The organism is Deltaproteobacteria bacterium (assembly GCA_016213065.1).
Taxonomy (GTDB): domain Bacteria; phylum UBA10199; class UBA10199; order SPLOWO2-01-44-7; family SPLOWO2-01-44-7; genus JACRBV01.
Genome location: JACRBV010000141.1, coordinates 1 through 15,551 on the forward strand (window position 1 = coordinate 1; position 15,551 = coordinate 15,551).

Here is a 15,551-nt window from a genome sequence, read left to right on the forward strand (position 1 = left end):
CCGCCTGCAAAAAGACGGCATACAATATCTTGCTCCGCTCGGTGCAATCTGCGTTTTTTGCATAGATAGCTTCCAGTGCCGTCATTTCTTTTTTTGCATCGCCTGCCATATCAACAACTCCGAGCCCTCCGTTTTTCAAAAAATACGATGCAAAATCAGGCAATGAGGAATCAGCGGCGTCTTTTGCCAATTTCTCCAGTGATTTTGGTTGCAGGCGCTTTCTATAGGAAATTTGCATCTGCGTGGGGAAATAAACGAAATAAAAAAGGCCAAGCGCCAGCATTTCCTGATAGGCATCTGTCCCTTCCAAATATCCTCTTGATTTTAAAATATCCTTCAACGCAAGGATTGTCCTGTCTGTTTTATCCCTGATTTTTTTGTCGCGGTCGGTACCTGCATCGAAGTCATCAAGAACAAAAGACGGTAATGAACCGGTAAGTGTCTTGATGATCCCTACATATTCAGATGCGTGTCCGAATAAATACCTGTAGACCTCCGCCGGTTCCACGCAACCGTCACCTTTTCCTTGCGCGTATTCCGATTCGCCCCGAAACTGCGAATAACCGGAATCAAGTATGGTGTCTGGCAAATTGAGTTGTTGGTATATCCAATCAGCGGAGATTGATTCCCGTTGCCCGTTTGCCGGGTCAGCCTCTTTTTTTCTATTCAGACATTTGACCATAGATTTACTTCCCAACCAGTTTTTCAACGCTTGATGTAAGAATGGCAGACACGTCTTCGTTATATCTCTGTTCCATCAAGACAATTGTGCCGTCCCGCCTGACAAGAAAAATGGACGGGAGCGACGTCTGTTCGCCAAAATAACGCCGCGCAAGCATGTTAAAACGATCCATAACGATTGGGAACGTAATATGATTTTTAGTTACCAGATCACGAATGGCAGGGAAAGCCTCTTCATCCTTATCAATGGCAATTGACACGACCTGTAATCCCCTAGATTTATATTTTTCACTTAATTGCACAAGAACGAGAAGTTCCTTTTTGCAGGACCCGCACCATGTGGCAAAAAAGGAGATCAAAACACCTTTTGTATCGCCATCGGGCTCCTCTCCAACGTAACGACTTAAAGTAAAAGAAGTCATTCCGGCTTCTTGCGGATTATGGAGTTTCATCGGCCCGAACATCGGCGCTTGCTCTCCCACACTTAAGACGGGAGCCGGAGTTCTCGCCGGAGGTTCGTCTCCACCACCCCCTGCCGATTCAGTTGCTCTCCGTTCTTCACCGCTCCCTTTAGGCGTTAAACGTTCAATGGCCGCCTGTATAGCTTTTGAATATCTTTTTTCAACGTCTTTGGGTTCTTCAAGTTCCGCGGACGGGAGAATGCCTGTGTCAAAGGCATAGTTACGGGCATCATCATTGATTTTTTTAGCGGCGGCTGTTTCGCGGATGTAATTTTCAAAAAGTATGAGATCTTGTTGCCGTACAATGTTATCCGCATCCACCTCAAATGGCGTACCAAGCGAAACCGAATTAACACGGGTTTTTGCGGCCTTTAACTGTCTAAGTATCTCGTAGGCCTTTGCCGCCTCTTCTGCCCATCCTCCCCCTGCGGTACACAGAACAGTCACATATGAATCCCGGGCGTCGCTGGTCAAAGCATCCATCAGGATGGCCTTCTTTTTTTCGGCATCAAGAGGCGCTTTTCCGGCACGAACTGCAAAGCGGTCCAACCATGCCAAATGCTTTTCCACATATTTTACAGTTTCATTACCAAAGCCTTCCTTGGTTCTACTTTGAAGTTCACTCAATGCGAATTCATAAAACCTCGCCAATCGATTTTTATATGCGGTCAGGACAGGCTCGCCTATATTTTTCGCTGCTTCCTCGGCGCGATTCAAATCCTCGGAAAAATCACAAAAATTATGGGTACAGATTTCGACATTGTACATGGCACTCACAAAAACAGCCGCTTTGGAAAGCGACATGCCTCCAAGAAAAGGGGTGTTGGATTTTCTTTGAAACCCCAGCGCCTCTTCAATCAGTCTCATGTAAGGATCGCCCTGATCCATCTCTTTTTCTTCCGGGGTAATCTTTATCCCCTCTTTGTCCCATTCCTCCCCGATGTGAATGATTTTTTCTCCCAAATCATAATGATCATTGTCGTTTGCATCTTCGACCCGAGCATGAAAAGGACGAAACGTAACGGAACCTATAAAATCCTCCTTGGGGCCTTGATTGGCCCCTTTGCTATTGTTATCGGCGTTTACTAAAAAAAGTTGCGGAATTTTTTAAAATTTTTTCCTTTTTGAAATCAGGTGCTTAAAACATCAATTTCGCGGGGATTTTCCTGTTATTTTTGTTTTGCGGCTTTCAGGATTTTTTCCAAGCCTTTCAGGATTTCCGGCATTTCAAGGACCTCCGCCGATAACTATGCCGCTGATTTTTTCTTTTTGAAACCAAGACACAATATCTTTTAGGGCAGAAAAAAGAGGGACAAGGGGGCTTTCTTTCTTAAACATGGTATAGTTTTCTCAGACGGTTCCAGCGATTGCGGACTCTGTTTTCGTCCTTTGTCAGCGCTTTTCTCCAGCCAAACCAATCGACAGAAAACATGAGAGAAGCAAGCTGGCGCAACTTCATTATGGGAGAAGTATTTCGCAGTTCTTGGGTCAAAATCCGATTCACTTCCTTCCATCGCTTTAAATAAGCCTTTCCCTCTTTTTTGGTCATGGTATGTTTCACGTCGTAACTTTACTTTATTCCTTTTAATTTCTCAAAGGTTTTCCCGTCATCAGCATGTTTTGCATGCGGGCCTGTGTTTTTTCTTCACCACACAATTTGAGGAAGGTCTCGCGTTCAAGGTCAAGAATGTGTTGTTCATCCGTCACATGAAGTGACGGTTTGTCCCCGCCGCACAGGACATGGGCAATTTGTCTTGCAAGAGCGAGATCGTATTCGCTGATGAGTCCTTGCAAATAAAAAGCATGCGCACCGTTGGCCAGCGCAATTTCTCCACCAAGACCGGGAAGTTGTAATTTGTCGACATAAACAGGCGGCGTATAATTTTTGGCGAGGGTCAAAACTTTTTGTTTCGCAGTTTGGGTGAGATTATCACGGTCTAAAACAATCTCATCACGACCTCGCAAGTAACCAAACTTTTTCGCCTCTTTGGCGGAAGTCGCCACTTTTGCCATCGCAATCATTTCAAAAGATTTTGCCACTTTCGGGAAGGGACCGCCATCAGAGGGAGAACACCAGATTTTATCTTTCGGATTGTGTTCTGCAACGAGCTTTGATTCCAAACTCAGAAGCATGTTTTTGCATCCACCGCCGGCGGGCAACAAACCAACGCCCACTTCCACAAGTCCCATATAGGTTTCCGCATGGGCTTCAACAGTCGATGAGGATAAACAAATTTCGCAACCGCCACCCAACGTCAAATTAAAGGGTCCTGCGACAACGGGTTTTTTTGAAAAACGAATTCTCTGCATTGTTTTTTGAAATTGCTCGACAATGAAATTAAGCTGATTCCAATCTTTTTGCTGGGCGGTCAGCAAAATAAGCATCAAATTGGCGCCCACTGAAAAATTTTCTCCTTCGTTTGTGATGACAACGCCCTGTCCTTCTTTTTCGGCGCGATCTACTGTTTTGTTGATGATTTCGATCACGTCGGCATCAATGGCATTCATCTTGGAATGAAATTCCGCGCAGAAAACACCATCGCCCAAATCAACAATCGACCCGCCTTCATTTTTTTCCACCACACCACCACTCGATTTGCGCGATTCCAAAAAGGTGAGTCTTGGTTGAGGATAGAATTTTCCGCCTTTTTCCAAAATATTCTGCACCAATTTTGGAATGGCACGTCCCTCTTTCTGCAAACGTTCCACCATTTTCGCCACCCCAAGAGCATCCCACATTTCGAAAGGCCCCAGTTCCCAATTAAATCCCCAGCGCATGGCATTATCCACTTCTGTAATCGTGTCGGCAATTTCAGGAATGCGATTGGCGGCGTAGACCAAAACATCGGACATCAAAGACCATGCAATTTTTCCCGCCTCATCATCCGCAAAAACCATTGTGCGCAGTCTTTCCGCCGGGTCTTCGATATTTCTAGCTTGTCCCAGAGAATCCGTCTTGAATTTTTCCTGCGTCACATACTCAAGGGTTTGTGGATCTATCGCCAAAATTTCTCTTGATCCGTCTTTTTTTTCGACTTTAAAAAATCCCTGTGCCGATTTTTGTCCCACCCATCCTTTGGCAATCATTTTTTCCACGAACACGGGAATTTTGAATGTGTCGCGACATTCGTCTTTGGGACAACCGTCATAAGAAGTTTTGGAAACCAGAGCTAAAGTATCAAGCCCCACAATATCCGCGGTACGGAACGCGGCACTCTTGGGATGGAGTGTTGCCGGTCCCATCACTTTTTCAACTTTGGCGACGCTCCATTTGTTGTCATATGTTTTGTGGAGGCAATCCATCATGTGATAGACGCCGATTCGATTTGCAACAAAGTTGGGAGTGTCTTTGGCGTGGACCACACCTTTTCCTAAACGCTCCCGCACAAACTCTGCCAGCTCTGAAGCCTCGCCCACCATCTCCACCAAATGCAAATAACGCGGCGGATTGAAAAAATGGGTGACGCAAAATTTGTCGCGAAATTTCAGTTCCTGAAAAGGAAGTCCGGAAGTGTTCGACGAAACCCATGCGGAGTCTTTCAAGTAGTGTTTGATTTTAGCGTAGAGCGATTTTTTCAGATCGAGTTTTTCTGTGACCGCTTCAATGATCCAATCGCACTCACGCAATTTTTCCAAATTGGCGTCCAGCAATCCCGGCGTAATGAGTTTGATGTCATCACTGTCAAACAGATGCGCGGGTTTGGCTTTGGTAATTTTGCTCAAATCGGGCGGCACGACATCGAGAAGATAAACCGAAATGCCGCAATTGGCGAGATGGGCCGCAATGCCGCATCCCATCACACCCGAACCGATTACTGCCGCTTTTTTAATGGATAACATTTTCGTCTCCGATTTTCTTAAATACGTTCCACGATTGTTGCCACTCCCTGCCCACCACCAACACATAACGTCTCCAATGCCGTTGACTTGTTATAAATTTCAAGTGCGTTCAGAAGAGTCGACATAATGCGGGCACCGGAACATCCAAGAGGATGTCCGAGCGCAACAGCTCCTCCATGTACGTTTAGTTTATTCATGTCCCAACCCAACTCTTTCGAAACCGCCAAGACCTGCACGGCGAAAGCTTCATTGAGTTCCAACAAATCAACATCGGCAAGTTTCATTCCCGCTTTTTGAAGCGCCTTGGGAACCGCGTGAACAGGGCCAATCCCCATCCATGCAGGATCAACACCGGCAACAGCCCATCCTCGAACTTTTGCAATCGGTTTGATTCCCAACTGTTTCGCTTTTGCAGAGGACATCATGATCATACACGCGGCACCGTCGGTTAACGGCGAAGAATTTCCGGCCGTGACCGTTCCATCTTTTTTGAAAGCGGGTTTCAGCCCAGCCAATTTTTCAAGTGTTGTATCTTCTCTGGGACCTTCATCTATTTTGACTTTTTTAATGGATCCATCCGCCTGCACCGCAGAACATTCGACAATTTCTTTTAATTTTCCTTCTTTTTGCGCTTTGACTGCTTTTTGGTGCGAGCCAAAAGAAAATTTATCCTGTTCTTCGCGGCTGATTTTATATTTTTCAGCCAAAATTTCCGCAACCTCCCCCATACCAATATAGGCCGCCGGTTTGCCGGGGCCGAATAGTTTGGTGTTGAGACTCGGGTTGAATCCTCCCATTGCCACATGACTCATTGATTCGATGCCGCCCGTGACACAAATATCAATGGCGCCGCTCAAAATCTGCGCCGCGGCCATATTGATGGCTGTTAGAGAAGAAGCGCAGAAACGATTGATGGTAACCGCTCCGCTGGAAAAAGGAATTCCCGCCAGAAAACTGATGTTGCGCGCAACGTTCAAACCCTGTTCCCCCTCGGGCATCGCGCAACCGATCAAAACATCTTCCACCCATTCCGGTTTTAGTTGGGGAACTTTTGCAAAAGCGGACTTGATAACTTCCGCCGCCAAATCATCGATACGTGTGTGGATAAACTGACCTTTGAGAGCTCGCCCCATGGGTGAGCGCACTGCAGAAACAATCACCGCTTCGTTCGTCATAGTTGACCTCCAAGATGTCCCGTTCCTGTCATGGAGAAAAAACGAAGTCAACTTATAAGAGCATGTTTAGACTAAACTCTAATAAAGTCTTGACTTTTTTAGAGACAAAGAAAAAAGGGAAGTTGATTTCGTTATAGTTGATAAGAAGAAGCCGCTCTGCTTGATTGAAGCCAAAACAAATGAGAGCGACCTGTCGCCCGCGCTCCTTCACTATCAAGAAAAACTTAATATTCGTGTTGCAATCCAGATTTTGCACAAATCCGGAGTGAAGAAAAAGATATTGAAGAACAACAAAATCCAGTGGGTTATCTCTGCAGATCAATTGCTGGGACTTCTGCCTTGAAAAAGATGTCAGAAAGGAAATGTCGGCGTGCTAAATTTTTCAAAGATATTTTTTCTTTCAAGCAAATTGTTCAGCTAGGTGAACGTTTTATTTATCCTTCCCTCCTTTTGTTGTGTAAAAACCTCTTCTTAGAAAAAATGGTATCGACTCAAACGTCACAATCGGTCTACCATTTTCATTGAGTGAAATGTTGTCAACCATCCTATCTTCATCAGAGGCATGGATGGTAACGCTCTTCGGAAGGATACGAGCTATCGTATTGGCAAGATTGTGGAAATTTTTCTCTTTTCCCTAAAAAGTGGGTTTACCGTCTCTGATCTGGAAAAAACTTGTCCTAGCGTAAGCCGCGATATGGTCCATCGCGTGCTTCATAATTTGAAGAAGGAGAAAAAGGTTGAATGCCTAGGACGTGGACCGGGCGCCACTTGGAGGCGGAAAGGGTAATACACCCAAATAGATGTAATAGAGAGTGTAATTTTAACCACTCAAAGAATGTTCAGACGAGGCCTCGCGTCGTTGGTGTGGTCATCTCATTTTACAACATTTGGGTTGACAAATATCATTGAAAATAATACAAATAGTCACAGTAGAAAACTTGAATAAACAACATTTTATTTGCCAACTCATTGAATTAAATGCTTTTATGTATATTAGGCGCCTTGGTGAAACATATTTAAAAGAATGGCGGGGGAGGGAAAATCGAAAACCCCTTATCATAAGGGGCGCTCGCCAGACGGGAAAGAGCTGGCTTGTCAAACAGTTCGGCACCGAGAATTTTAAACACCTTGTTATCATTAACTTTGAAAAGGAACCGCAGTTCAAAACTTTTTTTGAAAGGACGTCGGACATAAAAAAACTCGTAAGCGAAATAGAACTGGTAAAAAATGTACCGATTGTTCCGGGGAAAACACTGCTCTTCATTGACGAAATACAGCAGTGTCCGTCTGCCATCACAAAACTCAGGTATTTTCATGAGGAACTGCCGGAATTGCATACGATTGCGGCAGGCTCCTTGTTGGAATTTGTGTTGGAAAATGAGCTGGTGTCATTTCCTGTCGGGCGTGTGGAATTTTATTATCTATTTCCAATCTGTTTTGCGGAATTTCTCGGAGGATGCGGTGAGCATAAGTTGATTGAATATCTTGAGGACGTGGGCCTCGACAAGAAAATAGAACCGCTCATTCATTTAAAATTGCGGGAACTTCTGAAAGAATATCTGCTTGTCGGAGGGATGCCCGAAGCAACCGCAGAGTTTCTGAAATCAAAAAGATATAAGGATTGTGAAAAAATTTGGGAGAGCATCATTCAAACATATCGCGAAGATTTTAAAAAATATTCAAAGAGGGTGAATGTTGACAATGTTGAATTTGCTTTCAATGAAGCGCCGCATATTGTGGGGCAACAGATCAATCTGACAAAATTCGGAAAAGGTGCTGTAAGAGCCCGTGAGGTAAAGACCTCCTTAAAGCTTTTGGAACGGGCCATGCTCATTTACAATGCGCATCAGCTAAAACACATGTCTTTCCCACTCGTCCCCCTGCAAGACAAACGAAGCAAATTGTTATTTCTTGATGTCGGGCTTGTTCAGTACATGAATCACATATCGAAAGAAATATTGGAAAGTCAAAATTACTCTTCCGTTTATAGGGGCGGCCTGGCTGAACAACTGGTGGGGCAGGAACTTTTGCCGCTCACGGGGAGTTTGAGACACCCTGAATTGTACTACTGGCGCAAAGATAAAAGAGAGGGGACAGCAGAGGTGGATTACCTTTATCCCAGCGACGACGATATTTTTCCTGTCGAGGTTAAATCGGGAAAAGGGGGTTCTCTTTTTTCACTGCATCAATTCATGTATGAATACGGTCAAGACCCTGTCTTGCTGGGTCACGAGGCAAACCCGGAGAATTTACGGAATATAAATAAAAAATTTGCGATACGGATTTATGACGGAGAGCTAAATCTCGAAACAATAAGGGTGAAGCTTCCGCAATTAAAACAGATTGAATATTCGCTTCTCTCCGTGCCGTTGTACTTAATTCATAAATTGCCCGACTTATGCAAAGAGGGGCTCCGGCTTTTATCGCCTCCGTTATAAAGCATTAAACCGTTTGAGTAAATCGGCGGCGGTTTGTTTGGTGGGGTTTGTTTTGGGGAAAATGTTGGCGATTTTGTGGAGGGCCAGCAAAACGGGAATGCGGTTGAAAATTATTTTTCGCGAAATTCTCTGAATTAAAAGATCAGCCGACGCAAAACGAACCGACCAATCTCTGTCTTGCAGTCCTTCAATCAACGCCGTTTCAGACTGTGCATCCTCCCAGTGTTGCAACAATGCCAAAGCGCCCTCGCGCACAAAGGCGGAAGGATCTTGCTCGGAACTTTTGCGCAGGCGTTTGCGAACCGACTTCTCCTCGAGATATGACAATGTTTTGAGAGCCTCCAAACGAACGCTCGGATCTTTTTCATTTTTTTGCGCAAGAAAACGGGTTATTTTTTTAGAAAGTGAAACGGTCAGAGGTTTTGGATTGCGTCTTAAAAAGCGCCCAAAAGCGGCGATTGCTTCTCTGCGTACATAGGAACTTTCATCCTCCATCGCCCCTTCCAAAATAGACAAAAGTTTCGGTTCTTTGAAATGGCCCAATGCGGCGATGGCGGTTCCACGCAAAATATAGGATTTGTCGTAAACGAGATGACACAAGAGGGGAAGCGCTTCGGGGGCTTCCAACAAACCCAAAGCGCGAATTGATTTTTTGCGAAGCGAAAGATGCGCGGATGTTTTTGCTTTCTTAAAAAGAACGGGAACGGCCCGCGAATCCTTGAATTTCCATAAAGCCCATGCGGCTTCTTCAGCAAGTTTGGGATGTTTTTCCTGCTCCAGCAGTTTAATTAAAAGAGGAACCGCTTCGGGAAAATAAGTTCTCTCTTCCACAAAGTTTCCAGCCTGCTTGATTGCCTCATTTCTTTTTTCCAAGTCCGTATGTTGGAGATTAAGAAGAATGCGCACCGCTTCATTGAGACTTTCATTCACATTGAGATTATCGGCAGTCATCATAAAAAGTTGCCTATAAAATGTTCCCCTCCTTTTATTCCTCTCCCTTTATGGGAGAGGATGTAAGGAGAGGGTGAGCAATTATTTAACTCCGCAAATTCGGTGAATTTGCTTCGCGGCCAGCAAAGCTGGCCTTGACTATTTAAAATGCCATTCGGTGGTTCCATCGGGGCGGTCTTTCAATTCGACTCCGAGTTTCATCAACTCATCCCGGATGGTATCACTCTTTTTAAAATCCTTGTTTGATCTGGCCTGGCGGCGTTCCGCTATTTTGCTTTCCACCAATTCCACGCTGACCGACTGGGCCTCTGACTTGTTTTTCTTGAAACGTTCAAAATATTTTTGGGGTTCAGAAATAAAAATACCCAGTGCTGGTTCAAAAATTTCTTTTTGGATTTTCATCCATTCGTCACGGGCCCAAAAAAGAAACGAAGTGGAAGTGGTTCCAACCTGATCGAGATATTTATTGAAGATCCGGACTATTTCAAAAACATAGCCAAGTGACTTGGGCACATTAAAATCATCGTCCATACTCTCTTTGAATTTTGAAGGAAACTCTTCCAGACTTTTTGCCAATTCTTTTTCCAAATCATTCGAGGGTTTTGGCATCTTCTTTGTTTTTTGATCCGTGGGCAAGAGATTCAAACGCCCCAATAAAAGATAATAGCGATCAAGCGCCAATTTTGCCTCGAGCATATTTTTTTCGGTGTAATCAATGGGACTGCTGTAATGCGCGGACATAAGAAAATAACGAACCACTTCGGCATCATGTTGTTTGATAACTTGCCGGATTGTCGTAAAATTTCCCTTCGACTTGCTCATTTTTTCGGCGTCGATATTGATAAAACCATTGTGAAGAAAATAGTTGCAGAAATTTTTCTGCGAGATTCCCTCGGCCTGTGCAATTTCATTTTCGTGATGAGGAAAAATAAGATCGCGCCCGCCCCCGTGAATATCAAAAGGCTGACCCAAAAGTTTTGTGCTCATGACAGAGCATTCAATATGCCAGCCGGGACGTCCACCCTTCTCCCACCAAGGGTTTGGCCATGTGGGCTCTCCGGGTTTCGCCGCTTTCCACAGAGCAAAATCGAGCGGATCTTTTTTGGTCTCGTCAATCTCAATACGCGCACCGGATTCTAGGTCTTCAATATTTTTATGCGACAACGCCCCGTATTTTTTGAATTCGCGTACGGCGTAATAGACGTTGCCATTTTTTTCGTAAGCTTTCTTTTTTTTAATCAGGGTTTGAATTGCCTCAATCATCTGCGGAATAAATTCGGTGGCTCTCGGTTCTTGTGTAGGCGTAAGAATTTGGAGAGCAGACATATCGTCGCGATATTCCTGAATGTAGCGTTCTGTTAATTCTTTCCATGGAATATTTTTTTCTTTCGACCGGTTAATGATTTTGTCGTCGATGTCAGTAAAATTGCGAACGTAAGTCACATCATTGCCTAAAAATTTGAGATAACGATAGACGACATCAAAAGCGACGGCCGCCCGCGCGTGACCCAAATGACAGGAATCGTAAGCGGTGATGCCGCAGGCATACATCGACACCTTCCCCTTTTTAAGCGGAGTGAACGTTTCCTTCTTTTGGGTTAATGAATTATAAACGCGAAGAGACATACCAATATGTAGTCGCTACTTTCTGGTCAACAATGCAACCGCATGGACCACAACACCTTCTCCCAAACCAACCGCATCCATTTTCTCATTTGTTTTTGCTTTCACACTAACCTGATCGACTTCCACGCGAAGACAAGTGGCAATTTGACGACGCATGGCGGGAATATATTCGGCCAGTTTTGGTGCCTGAAGAATCACCGTTGCATCGATATTGCCGATTTTAAATCCTTTTTTCGAAATAAACCCCGCCGTCTCTTTCAAAAAATATTGACTGTCCTTATTTCTATTTTTTGGATCGGTGTCGGGAAAATGCTGACCAATATCTCCCAAAGAAAGGGCGCCCAACAAAGCATCCGTGATGGCGTGCAAAAGGGGGTCTCCATCGGAATGCCCCACCGGACCTTTTTCAAAAGGGATCGTAACGCCCCCCAGAATAAAAGGGCGCCCTTCTTCCAAGCGGTGAATATCGTAACCTTGCCCAATTCTCATGGTTCCTGTGTATGCAACAGAACTTGGGCTAATTGCAAGTCTTGAGGTGTGGTAATTTTGATGTTTCTGGCGTCTCCGGGGACAACAGAGACCGGAATTCCAAGTTTTTCCACCAAGGAGGCTTCATCAGTCCCTTCCCATCCCTCTTTTTGGGTTTTTGAAAAGGCCTCTTCCAAAACAGGGCGGGAAAAAACTTGGGGGGTTTGGGCCAACCATAACTGACTCCGGTCAATTGTTTGGATGATTTTTTGAGATTTGGTCTGTTTTACCGTGTCTGTTACGGGAATGGCGGCGATACAGTTTTTGTTTTCCGATGCGGCGGCTAAAAGTCTATCCAAAATTTCTTTGGAAACGAAGGGGCGAGCCGCATCGTGGACAAAAACAATGTCACAATCAACTCCGAGCGCTTTTAAGCCGGCTTGAACAGAGTCTTGTCGTGTGGCTCCACCCGCTACAATTTTAACTCGGTCGTTTTTTGGCAAATCACATTTCTTTTCTGGAAGGACTAAAACAATCTCTTGAAAAGAGGAATGGGCTAGAAAGGCATCCAAGCTGTGCTGAAAAAGAGGTTTTGATCCCAAAGGAATGAAGGCCTTTGGAGAATCGTACCCTAAGCGGGTCCCCCGACCCGCTCCCACAATAATTACCCCACACTTCATTGGGGATGGTGATTATCCGAAAAAATAGTGTCGATCTCCAAAGTGATCGTTTTTTCGTCTTTATCCTGCGCAATGGCCAATTCTTTGATAATCAGACTGCGCGCCGTATCAAGCATTTTGCGCTCACCGAAAGAGAGCTCTTTTTCATAACGGAGCATCGAAAGATCTCTTAAAACCTCGGCAATTTCATAAATGGAGCCGGTTTTGATCTTATCCATATATTCGCGATAACGACGATTCCACGTTTGCTCCGTGATCGTATATTCGCCACGTTCCTTCAAAATGGCATAGACGGCTTCGACTTCATTGGTTCCGATGACTTCCCGCAAGCCAACGTTACGCACATTGGTTGTTGGAACCATGATTGTCATGCCGCTGTCCATGATTTTGAGGATATAAAATTTGGCTTTAGATCCCGCGATTTCCCGATTTTCTATGCTCATGACCTGACCTACCCCATGAGCTGGATATACTGCAATATCTCCTACCTTAAATTCACGATTCATTGGTGATCCCTTTGCCATTATCAAATCCTCCTTAGCTCCCCAACTTCCATTTTTTAATATGTGGTGCTTATACCACACCCAATTTATCCCCGTCAAACAATAGCGCCCCGCGTTAGGGCTTGTGAGCTCAAGCTTTACTTGAAAGTTAAGCTCCAATCTCGAAAATTATCTTTTACTTTCCTTGACACCTCCTCTGACATTGTTTATTTCAAAAAACCTCCATTTTCCATTTTCCATTTTCTATTTTCCAATTTGCGATACTGGAAAATCGCATTAGAAAATAGAGGGAGAATTTGCTCTCGCAAATTTTCGGGCAGGTAGCTCAGTCGGTAGAGCAGCGGACTGAAAATCCGCGTGTCGGCGGTTCAATTCCGTCCCTGCCCACAACAGTTTTTGCACCAACGTCCCTTATCCCTAACCTTCATTTCCCCTGTTCCCCCGGTTCGGGGCAAAAAAAATGGGGGAGCTTTTGTCAGCTCCCCCAGCCTTTTTTGGCCTGCTCGACCCTTCACTATAGTTATCGGCAGGAAAAAAAATTTGTTGCTAAGAATTTTACATTTTCTTCATTTTTTATCCGACTAGTTTTAATTTTTCAGCCATCTTCATTAAGGCAATGGCGGCATTATCTTCAATCAAATCATTGTATGGCGTCTGATCAATGCGTGTCCAAAAATCGTTGTCGCTCAACTCCTCCGCAATAGGAAAATCAACCGACCGATAGGCAATGTTGCCATTGGCTTCGCGCGTTACTTGATTCGCCAAAAGATTTCGGTCGCGATCAAGATGCTTTCTAAAACCGGGACTGGAGAAAAGATTACTTCCACGATCCATTAGTGTTTCAAAGACTTTGACGACTTCTTCTCTTGTCCATTTTTTAGTTGAACTCATAGATTTCCCCTTTTATTTTATAATGTCTCCCGCAATACGATTAAACCAAATACCTGCAATATCTTGTGCCTCTACATTCATTCCTCGTTGCTGTAATTGTGTAAGAAAGTTTGAAAAAAGATCGGCCCGATCTGGATAGAGTTTGGGAGCCTTGCTCAAAAAACGCGTTGAACCGATTGTTCCGGCACGCGATTGTTCGACGGCTCTTAAACCTCCTGAAGCTCCTTTGATGTCGCCAATGGAAAGACCTGCTTTTACAGCGGCGGCTTCGACGGCTCGCAATCCACCCGCACTAGGCTGATAGGAGGCTAAGGCTCTGACAAAAACCTCAAAATCTCTCGATTCAACTTTTGGTGGTGCCATAATAAACCCCTTTCGCCCTCAAAGTTGCAAATCCTTTGCCAAAAATGCTATCCGTGTAAAAATTATATCCACATGAAATCATTAGCTATTTTAACGACATCTCCATCCCTTTTAAGGATTGGGTCATCTTTTTGATGACTCCAAACCCCGAAAAAGGCATAAACGCCCTCCACCTATTATTATTATCGGCAAATTTTTGGAAAAGTTGCTTATGGCAAAAGGTATCTACGACCGGAAAGATCGCTACTATCAAAAGGCCAAAAAAGAGGGGCTGGCAAGTCGTGCCGCCTATAAACTGACCGAAATTCAGTCCAAGTACAAAATCATCCGATCTGGAAGTAAGGTGCTGGATGTTGGTTGCGCTCCCGGGGGTTGGCTTCAAAGTCTTTCTAAAATGGTGGGACCAAAAGGTCTGCTGGTTGGCATCGACCAGCTTCCTTTAAAAATCCAGACGTCTCCCAACACCGTTTTTCTTCAGAAAAATATCGAAGAGGAAGGACTGGCTTTGGAGTTCCAAAAAATTCTGGCGGGAGCTGATTTTTTTGATGTGATCGTTTCTGATATTTCACCCGATTTATCCGGCATTCCGTTTCGGGATATTTATAATTCCTATGAACTTTCTTTGAAAGTCTGGAAATTGGCGAACCAATTTTTAAAAAAGGGCGGAAATTTTGTAAGCAAAATATTTCCCGGAGAAGAGACAAATAAATTAAAAGTCGAGATCAAAAAAAATTTCAAACGCTTTGTGACATTTATTCCTGAAGCCACACGAAAAACATCCAATGAAGTTTATTTAATCGGCCTTGGCTATTCAACTCCGCAAATTCGGTGAATTTGCTTCGCGGCCAGCAAAGCTGGCCTTGACATTCATCTACAAAACTCAATAAGGGGAGAATCCCATGAATAAATTCAAAAAAATAATTCCGTGGATGATTGCTATCGGCATTTTTGCTTATCTTTTTTATATTTATCCCCCCCGCAAAATATGGTCGGCCCTGCATTACGTGAATCTCGCAACTTTCATTCCATTCGCCATTGTCTATTTTTTCTTTATCTACTGGATTGATATCATCACAATGTCAAAAACGCTGGGCCGGTTTGGATTCACTGTCTCCGTCAAAGAACTGATTCCGGCAAGAGGTGCCACCTATCTGTTGATGGTTCTCAATTATGCCGCGGGACAAGCCGGTTTCGCCTACTATCTCAAGCGAACACACAAAATTCCTCTTTGGGAAGCTTTCAGTATTTTTTTCTTCATTGCGGTTATTGATCTGTATTGGATCATCACACTGGCGGGCATTGGTTCTTTTTTTCAGGAATATCAAATTGTGGGCGTCCCTCTCAAAAAATTTATCTGGGCGATTGTGTTGAGTGCCTATTTTCTTTTCCTTCTGAATTTCTTTTTTTGGCGTGGTCCCCTTTACAAAAAACTCGAAGCGGGAAACGGGCGTTTTTTCCAATGGATTCGGAAAAA

Annotated in this window: 15 protein-coding genes and 1 tRNA gene; 5 read left to right on the plus strand and 11 right to left on the minus strand. The window is 44.3% G+C overall.

What is annotated here, in order from left to right; all coding sequences use genetic code 11:
• The 4 genes from HY877_08195 to HY877_08210 form a co-directional block, all read right to left on the minus strand.
• On the minus strand, positions 1-682 hold a 682-nt coding region (locus tag HY877_08195), incomplete at its 3' end, for a hypothetical protein (protein ID MBI5300251.1).
• Between the two features lie 4 nt (positions 683-686).
• Complete coding sequence (locus tag HY877_08200) at positions 687-2,105, minus strand: TlpA family protein disulfide reductase (GenBank protein ID MBI5300252.1); 1,419 nt, start codon at positions 2,103-2,105, stop codon at positions 687-689.
• Between the two features lie 621 nt (positions 2,106-2,726).
• Positions 2,727-4,982, minus strand: a complete 2,256-nt coding sequence (locus HY877_08205; GenBank protein ID MBI5300253.1) for an enoyl-CoA hydratase/isomerase family protein — start codon at positions 4,980-4,982, stop codon at positions 2,727-2,729.
• A 17-nt stretch (positions 4,983-4,999) separates the two neighbouring features.
• Entirely contained in the window at positions 5,000-6,157 is a 1,158-nt protein-coding gene (locus HY877_08210; protein ID MBI5300254.1) for a thiolase family protein, read from the minus strand.
• Positions 6,158-6,317: 160 nt separating this feature from the next.
• Here HY877_08210 and HY877_08215 point away from each other — a divergent pair, with 160 nt between their 5' ends.
• Together HY877_08215 and HY877_08220 are read left to right on the plus strand one after the other, a co-directional pair.
• Positions 6,318-6,500, plus strand: a complete 183-nt coding sequence (locus HY877_08215; GenBank protein ID MBI5300255.1) for a hypothetical protein — start codon at positions 6,318-6,320, stop codon at positions 6,498-6,500.
• A gap of 643 nt (positions 6,501-7,143) precedes the next feature.
• A complete protein-coding gene (locus HY877_08220) occupies positions 7,144-8,595 on the plus strand; it encodes an ATP-binding protein (protein ID MBI5300256.1) in 1,452 nt (483 codons plus the stop codon).
• Here HY877_08220 and HY877_08225 read toward each other — a convergent pair.
• The 5 genes from HY877_08225 to HY877_08245 all read right to left on the minus strand — a co-directional run bounded on the left by HY877_08225 (position 8,590) and on the right by HY877_08245 (position 12,826).
• Complete coding sequence (locus tag HY877_08225; GenBank protein ID MBI5300257.1) at positions 8,590-9,549, minus strand: HEAT repeat domain-containing protein; 960 nt, start codon at positions 9,547-9,549, stop codon at positions 8,590-8,592. The genes HY877_08220 and HY877_08225 overlap by 6 nt on opposite strands.
• Before the next feature lie 135 nt (positions 9,550-9,684).
• A complete protein-coding gene (locus HY877_08230; protein ID MBI5300258.1) occupies positions 9,685-11,172 on the minus strand; it encodes a cysteine--tRNA ligase in 1,488 nt (495 codons plus the stop codon).
• 15 nt (positions 11,173-11,187) lie between these two features.
• Complete coding sequence (locus tag HY877_08235) at positions 11,188-11,661, minus strand: 2-C-methyl-D-erythritol 2,4-cyclodiphosphate synthase (protein ID MBI5300259.1); 474 nt, start codon at positions 11,659-11,661, stop codon at positions 11,188-11,190.
• Positions 11,658-12,320, minus strand: a complete 663-nt coding sequence (ispD, locus tag HY877_08240) for a 2-C-methyl-D-erythritol 4-phosphate cytidylyltransferase (protein MBI5300260.1) — start codon at positions 12,318-12,320, stop codon at positions 11,658-11,660. The genes HY877_08235 and ispD overlap by 4 nt, the downstream gene beginning before the upstream one ends.
• On the minus strand, positions 12,317-12,826 hold the full coding sequence (locus tag HY877_08245; GenBank protein ID MBI5300261.1) for a CarD family transcriptional regulator: 510 nt from the start codon (positions 12,824-12,826) through the stop codon (positions 12,317-12,319). The genes ispD and HY877_08245 overlap by 4 nt, the downstream gene beginning before the upstream one ends.
• Before the next feature lie 311 nt (positions 12,827-13,137).
• Between HY877_08245 and HY877_08250 the strand changes: the two genes are divergently transcribed.
• Positions 13,138-13,210: transfer RNA gene (locus tag HY877_08250), tRNA-Phe, on the plus strand.
• A 186-nt stretch (positions 13,211-13,396) separates the two neighbouring features.
• Here the strand turns inward: HY877_08250 and HY877_08255 are convergent.
• Positions 13,397-13,714: a hypothetical protein gene (locus HY877_08255; protein MBI5300262.1), complete on the minus strand. Its 318-nt coding sequence runs from the start codon at positions 13,712-13,714 to the stop codon at positions 13,397-13,399.
• Between the two features lie 12 nt (positions 13,715-13,726).
• Positions 13,727-14,077, minus strand: coding sequence for a hypothetical protein (locus HY877_08260; protein MBI5300263.1), 351 nt, complete (start codon positions 14,075-14,077; stop codon positions 13,727-13,729).
• Between the two features lie 211 nt (positions 14,078-14,288).
• Here HY877_08260 and HY877_08265 point away from each other — a divergent pair, with 211 nt between their 5' ends.
• Both HY877_08265 and HY877_08270 read left to right on the plus strand, forming a co-directional pair.
• On the plus strand, positions 14,289-14,909 hold the full coding sequence (locus tag HY877_08265; protein MBI5300264.1) for an RlmE family RNA methyltransferase: 621 nt from the start codon (positions 14,289-14,291) through the stop codon (positions 14,907-14,909).
• Positions 14,910-14,976: 67 nt separating this feature from the next.
• Positions 14,977-15,551, plus strand: a 575-nt coding sequence (locus tag HY877_08270) for a hypothetical protein (GenBank protein ID MBI5300265.1), incomplete at its 3' end; no start/stop codon positions are given.